General features: G+C 37.8%; 7 protein-coding genes and 1 tRNA gene. 5 read left to right on the top strand and 3 right to left on the bottom strand.

The features are described from left to right. The first annotated feature begins 9 nt into the window (after nucleotides 1-9). Entirely contained in the window at nucleotides 10-2,253 is a 2,244-nt protein-coding gene (locus tag H6G75_RS11480; protein WP_190980063.1) for a GAF domain-containing protein, read from the top strand. A 178-nt stretch (nucleotides 2,254-2,431) separates the two neighbouring features. Here the strand turns inward: H6G75_RS11480 and H6G75_RS11475 are convergent, their stop codons facing one another. The 3 genes from H6G75_RS11475 to H6G75_RS11465 all read right to left on the bottom strand — a co-directional run bounded on the left by H6G75_RS11475 (nucleotide 2,432) and on the right by H6G75_RS11465 (nucleotide 5,546). Beyond that, on the bottom strand, nucleotides 2,432-3,832 hold the full coding sequence (locus H6G75_RS11475) for a Dyp-type peroxidase (protein WP_190980062.1): 1,401 nt from the start codon (nucleotides 3,830-3,832) through the stop codon (nucleotides 2,432-2,434). A 664-nt stretch (nucleotides 3,833-4,496) separates the two neighbouring features. Next, nucleotides 4,497-4,949 carry a hypothetical protein gene (locus tag H6G75_RS11470; RefSeq protein WP_199337826.1) on the bottom strand — a complete coding sequence of 151 codons (453 nt, stop codon included), beginning with the start codon at nucleotides 4,947-4,949 and terminating at the stop codon, nucleotides 4,497-4,499. 387 nt (nucleotides 4,950-5,336) lie between these two features. Then, the gene (locus H6G75_RS11465; protein ID WP_190980060.1) at nucleotides 5,337-5,546 is read right to left on the bottom strand and encodes a hypothetical protein; all 210 of its coding nucleotides are present in this window, start codon (nucleotides 5,544-5,546) and stop codon (nucleotides 5,337-5,339) included. A gap of 10 nt (nucleotides 5,547-5,556) precedes the next feature. On the opposite strand from H6G75_RS11465, the gene H6G75_RS11460 reads away from it, so the two are divergent. The 4 genes from H6G75_RS11460 to pflA all read left to right on the top strand — a co-directional run bounded on the left by H6G75_RS11460 (nucleotide 5,557) and on the right by pflA (nucleotide 15,917). Next, nucleotides 5,557-5,628 (top strand) — tRNA-Lys (locus H6G75_RS11460). Between the two features lie 416 nt (nucleotides 5,629-6,044). Further along, entirely contained in the window at nucleotides 6,045-12,002 is a 5,958-nt protein-coding gene (locus tag H6G75_RS11455) for an AAA family ATPase (protein WP_190980059.1), read from the top strand. 451 nt (nucleotides 12,003-12,453) lie between these two features. After that, the gene (gene pflB / locus H6G75_RS11450; RefSeq protein WP_190980058.1) at nucleotides 12,454-14,682 is read left to right on the top strand and encodes a formate C-acetyltransferase; all 2,229 of its coding nucleotides are present in this window, start codon (nucleotides 12,454-12,456) and stop codon (nucleotides 14,680-14,682) included. A 431-nt stretch (nucleotides 14,683-15,113) separates the two neighbouring features. Beyond that, nucleotides 15,114-15,917, top strand: a complete 804-nt coding sequence (gene pflA / locus H6G75_RS11445) for a pyruvate formate-lyase-activating protein (protein WP_190980057.1) — start codon at nucleotides 15,114-15,116, stop codon at nucleotides 15,915-15,917. The last annotated feature ends 62 nt before the right edge of the window (nucleotides 15,918-15,979 follow it).

Here is a 15,979-nt window from a genome sequence, read left to right as displayed (position 1 = left end):
GACTCTCCCATGAATATAAATCCGGGTGAATCAACCGTTGAGTTGAAACAACAATTGCATTCTCAAATTCTCTTTGATCCAGAATTAGCGAAACACAGTGGTAGTGAACAGTTTTTACTGAGCATCTATAATTCTGTGCAGACATCTATATTTATTGTGGATGTTTTAGAAGATGGAGATTTTCGCTACGTAGCCTTAAACCCCACCCATGAACGATGGATTGGCATTAGTTCTGAGAATCTGAAGGGGAAAAAACCAGAAGATATCCTCTCGCCTGATGATGCGGTAAATGTGCGTCAGCATTATGCTGACTGCGTGCGGTTTGGTAAAACCATTTCCTACGAACAATGCTTGCAATTTCAAGGAGTGGCGACTTGGTGGAGTACCACATTAACACCATTGCGAGATGCAAACTCTCGCATTTATCGATTGATTGGCACAAGTAGTAATATCACGCCAGTGAAACAGGTAGCCCAAGCAAAAGAAATTCAAACGGCGCAAGAACAACTCCTAGAAGCGATCGCTCAATGGATTCGAGAATCGTTAGACTTAGATACATTGCTGCATCAACTTGTGAAAGAAGTGCGGCATTGTTTAGGGTGCGATCGCATTTTGGTTTATGCCATACAGCCTGATGAAACTGGCGTAGTCATTGCAGAATCGACAGTCACCACCAATTCTTGTTTAGGGCAGAAATTCCCCGATCCTAGCTTAATTGGCAAATATCAAGAACGCAGTGGACGCGGTTGCATTCAAATTATTGAAGATATTTACACAGCAGGGTTACATCCTGACCAAGTTAAGTTGCTGGAATCTTGGCCTGTCAGGGCGAATTTGGTTGTGCCGATTTGGTCACAGCAAAAGCTTTGGGGGTTAATTACTGCCCAACATTGTCATCAACCCCATCAATGGCAAGAAATCGAAATTGACTTACTCAAACAACTAGCTACCCAAATTGGTATCGCAGTTCACCAAGCCAAATTGCAAGAACAAGTACAGCATTTGCAAACCCAACTAGAACTGCAAAAACAGCAAGCAAATAACTTTCAAACATTAGTGTGTCACATTACCGAACAAATCCGCGACCATCAATCTGCGAACCAGGTAATGCAAACAGCCACTCAAGAACTAACTCAGTTATTTCAACTCCAGTCTTGTTACCTGGAAACTTACAATGCTGGTGGGAGTGAAACAACAGTTATCTATGAATACACAACTACCACCCCAAAATATCAAGGAGTAACCCGCCAAGTTGCAGACTTGCCAGAAGTGTATCAACCATTGTTAGCTAAACAACATTGGCAATCTTTAGAAATTGTTCCCGGATGGCACCCACAACTGAGGGTTTTAACTCAGTTAGCTTGTCCAATTTTTGATGACCAAGGTATTTTGGGTAACTTATGGTTGCATCGGCCAAACCAAGAAATGTTTGATGACTTTGAAATTAGTTTAGTACAACAGGTAGCCAATGAATGTGCGATCGCCCTTCGCCAGGCCAAAACAGCATCCACCACTCAAGCACAAGTGCAAACATTAGAACAGCAAGAACGCCGCAAAAACGAATTCTTAAGAACCCTCTCCCACGAACTACGCACACCCATAACCAGCATTAGCCTCGCCGCCCAAACCCTCGAAAGTGTCCTCACCCCAGAAGGCATCTTAGATATTGAAATTGTCCCCCAACTGTTGCAAATTTTGCAAAACGAATGTGGACGCGAAAGTAAGTTAATCAACGATTTAATGCAGCTTTCTTACCTCGAAGCCGAACCAAACACTCCCACGTTAATCACCATTGACTTACAAACATGGCTACCACCCATTGTTGAGTCCTTTCGAGACCTTTCCCATTGCCAAAAACAAAAATTACACCTCAATATTAATCATCAACTCCCGCCCCTCGAAACAGATATCACTGATTTAGAAAGAATCGTCACCGAACTTTTAAGCTATGCTTGCAAAAATACCCCATCAGGTGAAATCATCACCGTGTCGGCTGACTTTACAGTTGATGCGGTGCAACTGAAGATTTGCAACTCCGGCTTAGAAATTCCCGCCAGTGAAATACCCCGGATTTTTGAACCATTCCATCGCCTCATGAAAAATGACCCCTGGACATATAGTGGTACAGGCTTAGAGATGGCTTTAGTGCAGAAGATGGTCAAGCATCTAGGCGGTGCAATCACAGTAGAGAGTGCAAATCGCCAAACCACCTTCATCATTACATTGCCCAGTTTTGGAATGAGTAATGAGTAATGAGTTATGAGTAATAAGTAATGAGTTATGAGTATTTACTAGGACTTACGCACGAACTCTCTCAAACTCTTATAACTTCGTGTTCACCGTTAGGCGTTCTCGTAAGAGTAGCCAAAGAGCGCGTCTACGTTTTCTCATAATTTTGCGTCAGTCCTATTTACTCATTACTCATTACTCATCAATTACTAGCTATATATTTCAAGGCGGTAATACTAGGTAAAAAACAGTAAGCTCCACCTTTAGTTTTAACAAATCGCTCAAAACTAGTCAGCTTGATAGAAGGTTGGTCGGGGGAGACAGGAATATCGAATTGACTTTGATTACTGTCATTAACACCAAGCAGGGGATCTTGGGCATTTTTAGGTAGAGCAGCAAAACTTCCTTTATTCACCCACTCTTCCATGACAAATTCAAATTGGCGCTCTAGGCTCACACAAATGAATAGTCCTAGTAATCCCCTTTCTTGACCATCATTAGGACAATTAGGATTATAAGCAGGCCCATAAGGCATTCCTCTACGGAGGAGTCGGTGAATTTTTGTTACCCCTTGTATATTCGCATCACGGGGATTTGTGCGCCGTATGTGTGAACCAATGGGACATTTATATCCTTGTGGGTCTTCCTGACGATAGTTAAAATTATTGAATTGTTCGTAAGTAATTGGTTTTTCGGGGGGTGAAAGTTGGTCAGCATCTGGAGAAAGGACTAGCGGGACACCATTGCGCCATCGACCACACATTTTAGCTGCTAGTTTTTCTGGCTCAATTTTATCTTTTTGCTCTTGAAGGAACTTTTCAAATCCAGCTACATCCTGTTCCATCACTCGAAAAGCAGCAAAACTACCATTTAAACCCAACTTATCAGGAGTTGGTACGTAGTAAGGAGCTTTTGGTTCATCTAGTAGGATAAAGTCATAAGCAGGAATCGCTGGTTGAGGATCGAGAGATGCTGGAAGTCCAGCCTTTGATGGAACCCCTTCTATTTTTGGTTGAGAAATTCCATCGTTGTAACCAAAGTGAATGATATCGCTAGGTTTGCCTTGCTCATCGGGAAGTTTAGCTCCATCCAAGCAAGATAATTCTTTCAATGCTTGTTCTTCCTGAAAAAGTATTCGCAGTTGATCGGATTGCTTCTCTAACACTTCACTATCTTGAGCATAGAGGGATAGCAAAATATGAGTATTAGATGTTCCTAATCCACCTTTCCAATTTTCAGGAGAACTGTCTCCAACATCGCCTAATTTATTTGCTATTTCTGGATGATTAGCACCTTTTTTAAAGGAAAGGTAATACTTGTCTGAAAAAGATTGATCAACATTTCCAAATTGCAGTGATTTTAAACCCTCAAAAGTAAACCCAATATTCAGGCAGTAACTCGGTTTTACATCCCACAATGCAGCAGTAGTGATTTGGGGAATTGATTCATTACCATTTACTAAGTTACCAATAAATTTTTTGGCAGCTTTTGCATCTTGAACCTGAAGGACAAAATGTCTGGCAAAATCCATGTTATAGCCACGGACGATATAACCTTGTATATCACTGAAATCAAGCTGTGTTTGATTTTTACTAATTGTCATATCAACTCTTATTCTTGTTTGATGTCAAAGAGAAATATGTTACTATAGGACTCATATTTGATTTCTAAAAAATCAGTATACCCAGATTAAGCTTCTTTCCTACTCCCTCTTCCCTGTGTACACAAATAGATTCAGTAATCAAAACTTATTCCTATATTTTTAAGAAGTTGTTTTAAAAGTGATTTGTTGTGTATATCGGCACTTACAGATCCCCCCAACCCCCCTTAAAAAGGTGGGCTAAAAGCCTCTTAAAGTCCACGCCACTGAGGGAGTCGGGGAACCCGCCCAACGCAGTGGCTCCCCTTTTTAAGGGGGATTTAGGGGGATCTAAAATGTTTGGCTACCAACAATGGAACTTTTAAAACATCCTCTAATATTTAGCTAACCCGAATACCCGTAATACCCTTAGTATTACAGGTCATAAATTATCACTTCCTTGTGTTAAACTTCATCTAAATTTCTTCTTCACGTTAATAGATGATTCTGCTATAAAATATTAAAAGAATGTTTTTAGGTAAAGATTCTAGCTAATTGCGCTAATATACAACGCTATTTTTTAGAACACTTTTAAACAGTAAAACTTCTTTTAAGATTTTATTAGTAGCTAATTCTTCATCTGTGCTTAATTAGGTTTAGCTACAAGGCAGTGATAAAAGCGATAATCTTATGATTGAGCTACTAATTGACGGATGTCAACTACATTTAAATTCGGATAAGCACTATACCAGACTTTGACTTCCTGATCATATTTGTGTACATACTGTGCAAAATCTTGAGCATTTTTTTGAACTGGTATTACCTGATCTCCATCTTCTAAATGCTGTAATAGTAAATTAAAAAAATCACCAACTACTGCAACAAAGTCATCAACGTATTTTGTAAAATTTCCGTCATAGGCTGTAAAGAGAGCGAATTTAGCATAATACTCTTCTCCTGATTCTGGTGTAACTGGTTCGAGGAACATAAAACGTCCAAAATGTACCGTACCAATTTGATCTAGTGCTGCTCCAAAAGTCCCAGATTCTAAAATTTTCTTTAGAGCTTTATAGTTATCTGCTACTGGTGCTTTGATAGGAGCAACAAAGCTTAATGGACTTTGTTCTGGTTTATTACTCATGTTCATGACTCCGAAGTATTTTCAAAACTTAACGTAAGTAGTTACAAAACTCGCCACATTTATTAGTAGGTGATCTGCACTTTTCTACTTTTTGATGCAGTAATAATAAATTTGAACTTGATAGTGCTGACATAGGTGCATAAAAATAAACCGATATCTGCGGTACAGACAGCGTTGTTATGCCAGAGCGAATTGTATCCAAACAAATGGACAGAGATTTACGAATTTAATCTCATACTTTTTGGTTGGATATGTACACCTAATAGATTTACTGAAACAATACTCAGTAGCAACGTGGTTTTCACACTATTGCAAGCAATCAACTATCAAGCTGTATTGGCTAAATAAACTATATCCTAAGATAGATGTGTGTCAACTATTTTTAATCTAAATGGCTAAGATATCATTATTTTTTAATATTTTCGGCTCTAGAAAGAAGATTATTCCTGATCTCAGAAATCCCAATTCTCTTTCTTGAAAGGCGATCGCCATTTCACATTTGCTGTCTCGGCAGGATTCTGTTAGATCAACTACGCTGTAACCCGCTTCCTGATTAACTTTACGTTGGCATAACCCAAAAAAAGCTGCTATAATCATTATTTAGTGGGGGTGACTAGCTCAACGGTAGAGCAGTAGACTCTTAATCTATTGGTTGCGGGTTCAAATCCCTCGTCACCCACTGACTTGAGAATTTTTACAATATAGAAAATAAGTAATAGGTGACAGGTGACAGAGTTAAAAGTCTTTTGTTATCTAATACTAAATTGATATGAATAAGTATGTACTTAGCCTGCAAATGTAGGTTTTGTTTATATAGCCCCAGACTTCTAGAGACTAGATGCTGACGCATTAGGCGTAAAAGTTTTTGCTCATCTAAAGCAATCCAAAATCTCAAACACTAAATTGTATTAGACGTTTCTTGGAAAATTGAATCCATAAGCCGAGAAAATTAGGCAAGGATTTCTATTGTAAACATAGGTAAAATATTTAAGTGCAAATTTAATGGAAATATTAAATTAAAAAATCAAAATTATTGATGATAAATTTGCGATATGTGGGAAAACTAATATTTGAAAGTATTAAAAATTTAGTGGTATGTTGACAATTCCTGGATATCAATTGAGCGAAGTACTTTACGATGGCTTGAGAACACTGGTTTATCGTGGATATCGGGAAATTGATCACAAACCTGTAGTAGTTAAACTGCTGAAAAATCCTTATCCAAGTTTTAATGAACTAGTGCAGTTTCGCAATCAATACACGATCGCAAAAAATTTGCACAAACCTGGAATTATCGAAACATATAGCCTGGAACCTTATCAAAACGGCTATGTGATCGTGATGGAAGATATGGGGGGAATCTCGCTCAAGGATTATTTTACTGCGAGCAAACGGCAATCTGCTGGATTTTTACAAGAGTTTTTAGAAATAGTGATCGCTCTGTGCAGCATATTAGATACCCTTTATCGTGATGGCATTATCCATAAAGATATTAAACCCAGCAATATTGTTATTAATCCCAATACCAAACAAGTAAAAATCATTGACTTTAGTATTGCATCTTTGTTGCCTAGAGAAACTCAAACACTGATTAATCAGCATGTATTAGAAGGCACACTCGCATACATTTCTCCCGAACAAACTGGGAGAATGAATCGTTTAATTGATTACCGGACTGATTTTTATTCCTTGGGTGTAACTTTCTATGAGTTATTAACAGGAGAATTACCTTTTAAATCAAACGATATTATGGAATTGCTGCATTGTCATATTGCGAAAATTCCGCCACCATTAGTTAACAGTGCAGAAATTCCCCAGGTTGTTTCCGAGATTGTCATGAAACTGATGGCAAAAAATGCCGAAGACCGCTATCAAAGTGCCTTGGGAATCAAGTATGATTTAGAAAATTGTTTAACCCAACTCCACACAACGGGTAAGATTGAAAGTTTTAAAATTGCCCAAAGGGATGTGTGCGATCGCTTTATAATTCCTGAAAAGCTATATGGACGTGAACTAGAAGTTGAAACTCTGTTAACAGCATTTGATCGCGTTGCTAATGGTGCAACAGAAATTATGCTAGTGGCAGGTTTTTCGGGAATTGGTAAAACTGCGGTTGTGAATGAAGTTCATAAACCAATTGTTAGACAACGCGGCTATTTTATTAAAGGTAAATTTGACCAATTTAACCGGAATATTCCCTTTTCGGCATTTGTGCAAGCTTTCCGTGATTTAATGGGACAATTACTCACCGAAAGCGATGAGAAAATCCAACAATGGCAGCATAAAATTACTGAAGAATTAAAAGAAAACGCCCAGGTAATTATTGAAGTCATTCCCGAATTAGAATTAATTATTGGTAAACAAGCACCTGCACTAGAATTATCAGGTAGTGCCGCCCAAAATAGATTTAACTTACTCTTCCAAAAATTTATTAAACTGTTTAGCGCATCAGAACATCCATTGGTGATATTTCTGGATGATTTACAATGGATTGATTCAGCATCATTAAAACTGATGCAATCATTAATGAGTGAAGCAAATCCTGAATATTTACTTCTAATTGGGGCTTATCGAGATAATGAAGTTTCAGCCGCACATCATTTAATCTTAGCTTTAGATGAAATTGCTAAAAATGGTACCACTATTAATACAGTTATATTGAAATCCTTGGATGAATTGAAATTAAATCAGTTAGTAGCTGATAGCTTAATCTGTGCTGAAACTTTAGCCTTACCAATTTCACAATTAATTTATCAAAAAACTCAAGGTAATCCATTTTTTGCGACACAATTCCTTAAAGCATTACATCAAGATAAGCTAATTTATTTTAATTATGAGCAAGGACACTGGGAATGTGACATAGCAGCAATTAACCAGCGATCGCTCACTAATGATGTGGTTGAATTTATGGCATTACAACTCCAAAGATTGCCAGAAACAACACAAGAAATTTTAAAATTAGCGGCTTGTATCGGTAATCAATTTGATTTAGCCACCTTAGCAATTGTTTCACAACAATCACAACCAGAAACCGCAACATCTTTGTGGAGTGCATTAAAAGAAGGTTTAATTTTACCCCAGAGTGATGTTTATAAGTTTTTCATCTTCTCTGATCATCAAAATATTAACCAAAACAATCCTGAAATCATCACCTATAAATTTCTGCACGATCGCATCCAACAAGCCGCCTATTCGTTAATACCTGAAGAAGACAAACAACGTACCCATTTGCATATCGGGCAATTGTTATTAAACAATACTCCCAAAAATCAACAAGAAGAGAAAATATTTGCCATTGTTAATCAACTGAACTGGGGAATTAACTTACTAGCAACAGCAGAACAGCGAGACGAATTAGCACATTTAAATCTCAATGCAGCCCAAAAAGCCAAAGCCTCAACAGCATATAGCGCCGCTTGGGAATACTGCACATTCAGCCTACAACTTTTACCCAAAAACAGTTGGCAATATCAATATGAATTTACTTTAAAAGTATATGAAACAGCCATAGAAGCTGCTTATCTCAGTGGTAATTTTTCAGAAATGGAAAGGTTAGCTGAAATTTTATTACAACAAGCTCAGACAATTCTTGACACAATTACAGTTTATGAGGTTAAGACTCAAGCCTTAATGGCTCAAAATCAAGCTTTAGTAGCGATAAAAATGGTACTGAAAGTTCTACAATCATTAGATGTAGAATTTCCCGAAAATCCAACACCTAATGATATTGGTGTGGCATTACAAGAGACGCAATTAGCTTATCAAGGTAAAGAAATCGAGTCATTAGTTAACTTACCATTAATGACTGACCCATTAAAATTAGGAATTTTGCGCCTCATATCTAGTATTTTACCAGCAGCTTTTCTCACATCTCCTATCCTTTATCTCTTACTAACATTCAAAGAAGTAAAAATTTCAGTAGAGTCTGGAAATCATGCTATTTCTAGCCATAGTTATGGCTGTTATGCCGCAATTTTGTGTGGCGGGATGGGAGATACTGACACTGGTTATAAATTTGGTCAGCTTGCTTTAGATTTATTACACAAGCTGAATGCTAAAGAACTGCAATGTAAAGTTCATGCTCTGTTTTATGGCTTTATTAAACATTGGCAAGATGCCTTAAGTACAACTTTAAAACCTCTGCGAGAAGCTTACACTGTTGGTTTAGAAACAGGAGATTTTCAATTTGCTGGATATGCCGCAGTTTTATCTTGTAACTTTGCATATTTGACTGGGCTAGACAAAGAATTATCAGAACTGCAACAAGAAGGATTTGCTTTTCATGATTCCCTGCATCAAGTCAAGCAAATTACCTCTATATATTATTTACAAATGTTGCAACAGGCACTACAAGATTGCCAAATTGGGAGGAGTTCATCGCCATACTTACAAGGAGAATTTTTTGATGAACAAACTATTTTACCCCAATATATAGAATCAAATGATCGCTTGGGTCTATTCTACCTTCATTTTCATAAATTATTTTTAAATTATTTATTGGGAGATTACCACCAAGCAATTGTCGATGCTGCTGCAACCGCACAATACTTAGATGGGGCTGTTGGGTTTCCTTATATTCCTCTTTTTTACTTTTATGATTCTCTAGCACACATAGCGGTGTACAAAGAAAAACCACATCTGGATTTAGATGAGTTACTCAAAAAGATAGCTGAAAATCAGCAGAGAATGAAAACTTGGGCTGATAAAGCACCAATGAATTATCTACACAAATTTGAATTAGTAGCAGCCGAATGTCATCAGTTACTTAATCATCATTGGGAAGCCATAGAAAGTTATGATCGGGCAATTGAAGGAGCTAAAAACAATGGGTACATCCGTGAAGCAGCACTAGCAAATGAACTTTTGGCGATATTTTATCTCAAATTGAATAAAGAAAACGCTGCTCAAGGATATATGCAAGCAGCATACTATGGCTATGCACGCTGGGGCGCAAAAGCTAAAACCAATGACTTAGAAAAACGCTACCCGCAACTGCTTAAACCTATCCAACAACAGCAAAAACTTAACTTTAATCCGTTAGAAACAATTGCGACAATTGCTCAAACATCTACTAGTAATAGTACTAATATTACTGATGTAATAGATTTTGCATCAGTCCTTAAAGCGGCTCAAACTATTTCTAGTACTATTGAATTAGATGAACTTGTCGCCAGCTTAACTGAAATTATTTTAGAAAACTCTGGAGCGAAAAAAGCAGTACTAATTCTCCCGGAAGAAAATGGTATTTGGCAAGTCAAAGCAATTACGACAATTAATCACCAAGCAAGTTCTCAAGGGAAAATAGAAACTAGAATTAACTCCCAAACAATCAAGGCTTACCCAGAGATTCCTGTCAAACTGATTAATTACGTCAAACACACTCAAAAAACAATTGTCATCGATAATTGTAAAACAGATATTCCTGGCCTAATTGGGGAATATATGCAAACAGTCAAGCCCGCTAGTGTATTGGGTATGCCAATTATTTATCAAGGGCATTTAGTCGGTATTGTCTATTTAGAAAATAAACTGACAAGTGGTGTATTTAATAGCGATCGCCTGAAAGTTATCCAAATGTTATCAGCCCAAGCGGCGATTTCTTTAGAAAATGCCCGACTGTATCGAGAATCCCAAGAAAAAGCCCAACTACTGCAACAAACTCTCCAGCAGCAACAAACCTTATTTGAGGTGGTAACGCAGATTCGACAATCTTTAAATTTAGAGGCAATTTTTCGCGCCGTTACCCAAAATATCCGCCAAATTCTCCATACTGATCGGGTGGGAATTTATCAATTTCACCGAGAAACTAATTATGAATATGGTGAATTTATCGCCGAGGATGTTTTACCTTCATTTACTTCAGCTTTAGCTGTAAAAGTTCAAGATCATTGTTTTGGAGAACAATTTGCTACTTTATATAAACAAGGGCGCTATTGTGTCATTGATGATGTCAATACAGATGCAGTAGTTGATTGTCATAGAGAAATTTTAGTGCGGTTCCAAGTTAAAGCATCGTTGGTAGTACCAATTATGCAAGATGATGAACTCTGGGGTTTACTCTGCATTCATCAATGCGATCGCCCACGTAATTGGCAATCTTTTGAAATTCAATTTGCTCAACAAGTTGGTGTACAAATGGGAGTTGCTATCAAGCAAGCAGATTTATTAATTGAAACGCAAAAACAAGCCACCCAACTCGAACAAACACTCCAACATCTTCAGCAAACTCAACTGCAATTAGTCCAACATGAAAAAATGTCTGCCTTGGGTAACTTAGTTTCTGGGGTAGCACATGAAATGAATAATCCTCTAGGATTTATTTCTGCGAGTTTGGAACAGGCTAAACCGATGTTGAAAGATATTATTCAACATTTAAATATGTACCAAGAAAACTCAAAGCCTTGTAATCCAAATATCATTAAACATGCCAAAGAAATAGATTTAGATTACATGCTAGAAGACATCCCACAGATGATTTCTGCTATGATTTTGGCTTGCGATCGCTTAAAAAATATCAGCACTAGTTTACGTACTTTCTCCCGTGCTGATAGAGATTGCAAAGTCTTATGCAATCTTCATGAAGGTATCGACAGTACAATTCTAATTCTCAAACATCGCCTCAAAGCTAATAACCAACGTCCTGCCATTGTCGTGATTACTGATTATGGTAAATTGCCCAATATTGAGTGCTTTCCTGGACAGTTAAACCAAGTGTTTATGAATATTTTAGCAAATGCGATTGATGCTTTAGATGAATCAAATATTGGGCGAGACTTTGCCGAAATTGAAGCTCAACCCAATCAAATTAAAATTAAAACCTCTGTAGTAAAGCAGCAAGTAATTATATCAATTGCTGACAATGGTAAAGGAATGACAGAACAAGTCAAGCAAAAAATATTCGACCATTTATTTACTACCAAAGCAGTCGGTAAAGGTACAGGATTAGGATTAGCGATCGCCCGTCAAATTGTGGAAGAAACTCACAATGGCAAATTAATTTGTAACTCTGTGTTGGGTGAAGGTACAGAATTTATCTTGCTAATTCCTGTTTAAGATAGGAATTTGATTTGATTTCTGATGTCCGAGGAGCAGTTAAGCAATTCTCACAGTCATAATTCTATCTCAGAGGTTGTTTGAAAAGTAGTTGGTTGTGATGATTAAGGACTGCCAGATAATAAATTATCCAATTTATCTGCTTCAAACAACTGTCTTTCTCTCTGCTCTCTGCTCCCTACTCCCTTGCCATTAACGTGATTATATATTTTTTATTGGAACTCACTTAGTACTTCTTGATCCCTCCTTAAAAACAAGGTTTACGCCTAAATATCCTACAAATGTTTGTCTATGTGTATATACTTTTGTCTATAAAATTGTCAACTAAGAAATATCTCTTCATACTCTTTTTTGGCAATATTATTGAATATAAAAGCTAGGTGTGCTAAGTTATCACGCAAAAGATACCGCAGTCAATTATCAGCTTCATCAACTGGGGGATATCTCAAAGATGTTGGCACAATGGCAAGGCTTTAATAGTGGTAAATGGATAGAAGAAATCAACGTCCGTAACTTCATCCAAAACAATTACACTCTTTACAATGGTGATGAATCTTTTTTAGCAGGTACAACTTCAACTACTCAAAACCTCTGGGATCAAGTCAAGGACTTAATGTCAGTTGAACGCGAAAAAGGAATTCTCGATACAGATACAGAGGTTGTCTCGACAATTACCTCCCACCAACCAGGTTATATTAACCGCGACATAGAACAAGTATTAGGATTGCAAACAGATAAACCGCTAAAACGTGCAATTATGCCGCTAGGCGGGATTCGTGTGGTTCAAGATGCGCTCAAAGCTTACGGTTACGAGCTAAATCCTAAAACCGCAGAGATATTTACCAAATACCGCAAAACTCATAACGATGGCGTATTTGATGCTTATACCCGCGAAATGCGCTTATGTCGTCACTATGGTATTATCACCGGATTACCAGATGCTTACGGACGCGGCAGAATTATTGGCGATTATCGGCGTGTAGCTTTATATGGTGTTGATGCTCTGATTGAAGACAAAAAATCACAACTTCAATCCTTAGAATTAGATGTCATCGCCGAAGATATCATTCGCCTACGTGAAGAAATTTCTGAACAAATCAAAGCACTATTTGAATTAAAGACAATGGCTACAAGCTACGGGTTTGATATTAGCAAACCCGCAGCTACAGCTAAAGAAGCTGTACAGTGGCTATATTTTGGTTATCTCGCAGCTGTCAAAGAACAAAACGGTGCGGCGATGTCCTTGGGAAGAGTTTCGACGTTCCTCGATATCTACTTTGAACGGGACTTACAGCAAGGGACAATCACCGAGTCCCAAGTGCAAGAACTCATGGATCATTTCGTGATGAAACTGCGAATGGTGAGATTTTTGCGAACACCAGATTACAATCAACTCTTTTCCGGCGATCCCACTTGGGTAACAGAGTGTGTTGGTGGTGTAGGTGAAGATGGTAGACCTTTGGTAACTAAAAATAGTTTCCGTATCCTGCATACTTTGTATAATTTAGGTGCAGCACCAGAACCAAATTTAACTGTGTTGTGGTCGGAAAACTTGCCAGATAACTTTAAACGTTATTGTGCAAAGGTTTCAATTGATACTAGCTCTATCCAATACGAGAACGATGATTTAATGCGTTCGTATTGGGGAGATGATTATGCGATCGCCTGTTGCGTTTCTGCGATGCGAATTGGGAAACAAATGCAGTTTTTCGGTGCGCGAGTCAATCTAGCTAAGTGCTTGCTGTATGCGATCAATGGCGGTAAGGATGAAAAATCAGGGGAACAAGTTGCAAGCGCGATCGCACCGATTACTTCTGAGTATCTTGACTACCAACAGGTGTGGGATCAACTAGAAATCATGATGGCGTGGTTGGCGAAAGCTTATATCAATACCCTCAACGTCATTCATTATATGCACGATAAATACTGCTACGAACGCATCGAAATGGCACTGCACGATCGCGATATTTTACGAACAATGGCTTGCGGGATTGCAGGTTTATCGGTAGTAACAGATGCTTTATCAGCAATTAAGTACGCAAAAGTCAAAGTCTTACGAAATGAAACCGGATTAGCCGTTGATTACGAAATTAGCGGCGATTTCCCCAAATACGGTAACAACGACAATCGAGTTGATGAAATCGCCGTCAATTTAGTGACTAAGTTTATGGAGGAACTGCGTAAACATCCTACCTATCGCCAAGCTACACCCACGCAATCAGTATTAACAATCACATCAAACGTGGTCTATGGCAAGAAAACAGGTAACACACCCGACGGGAGAAAAGCCGGTGAACCCTTTGCGCCAGGTGCAAATCCCATGCACGGACGCGATAGTAAAGGTGCGATCGCTTCTTTAGAATCAGTAGCCAAAATTCCCTATGAATCCGCACAAGATGGAATTTCCAACACTTTCTCAGTTGTACCATCGGCTTTAGGTAAATTAGAAGTTGACCAAATCAACAACCTTGTGGGAATGCTGGATGGTTACTTCCATGATGGCGGACACCACATCAACGTTAATGTCTTGAAGCGGGAAATGTTGCTAGATGCAATGGAACATCCTGAGTTATATCCGCAATTAACTATTAGAGTTTCCGGTTACGCCGTCAACTTTATTAAATTGACGCGAGAACAGCAACTTGACGTAATTAAGCGGACATTCCACGAACGATTTTAAGTGTTATAAACCTGTTGTAGAAACGCGATAAATCACATCTTAAAACCTATGATATCCCCAGCTTATCTCAACAGTTGGGGATATTTATTTTTTGGAGGTATATATTTTGGATATCTTAAATGACAAAAATTAAATAAATCACAAATTTTATCTGCGTCCATTTGCGTTTAATTCCGACTGTACATCACTGGAATGGGAATTGCTATAGAATCATCAAAAATTCAAAATATCATGACTCTTTAACCAAACCTTAAAGTTACACCTTGCTATTTTGATAACTATCTAAGGGGGATCACTATAAATCAAATTTAATTCCTGAAATTGATTGTGTACAGTCATGAATCCCCACAACTTCCTCACATTTGTTATCTATAACTCATAGTTAGATGCAAAAGACAAATTGATGAGTGATGCCAAATTAGGTAAACTTCATGCAAAATGTACAATTTCCAATTCCTAAAATCGAACATCACACAATAGAAAATAGTCATATAACTCCAGAAATAATTAATTCTGGCTACATACATTCAGTAGAAAGTTGTGGAACAGTTGACGGGCCAGGGATTCGATTCGTAATTTTCACATCTGGTTGTCCTCTGCGTTGCCTTTATTGCAGTAATGTTGATTGTCGCTATCTGGAAAATGGTAAACAAGTCAGCGTTGACGAACTGGTGACAGAAATTCAGAAGTATAAATCTTATATGCAATCTTCTGGTGGAGGTGTGACAATCAGTGGTGGTGAACCATTAATGCAACCTGGATTTGTGCGAGAAATATTTAAACGTTGTCAAGAATTAGGTATTCATACAGCCTTAAATACTTCTGGATTTTGTAACTTAGAATCTGCTAAATCCGTATTAGAATTTGTAGATTTAGTCATGCTAGATATTAAATCTTTTGATCCAGCAACTTACACTCAAGTTACAGGAGCTAATATCAATCCATCATTAGATTTAGCGAAATATCTCAACATAATTAATCAGTCTACTTGGATACGATTTGTGTTAGTTCCCGGTCTAACAGATGCTCCAGAGAATATTACTGGTTTAGCTGATTTTATCGCCCCATTCAATAACGTAGAAAGATTAGAAGTCTTGCCATTTCATAAAATGGGTGAATACAAATGGCAAGAGTTGGGTTTAGAGTACCTATTAGAAAATACCCTTCCACCAACTCCAGAACAAGTACAAGCAGCATTAGATATTTTTCGTAGTCGAGAAATCTTTGCCATTTGATACATAAATCCTCTGGGATAAAGTGTGATTAATTACTCAACAACTGGAATCTCTGTAGTAAA

This window comes from Nostoc sp. FACHB-280, from assembly GCF_014697615.1.
Classification (GTDB): domain Bacteria; phylum Cyanobacteriota; class Cyanobacteriia; order Cyanobacteriales; family Nostocaceae; genus Nostoc_B.
Note: the sequence above shows the minus strand (reverse complement) of the source record. Positions and strands in the feature narration are given on the sequence as shown.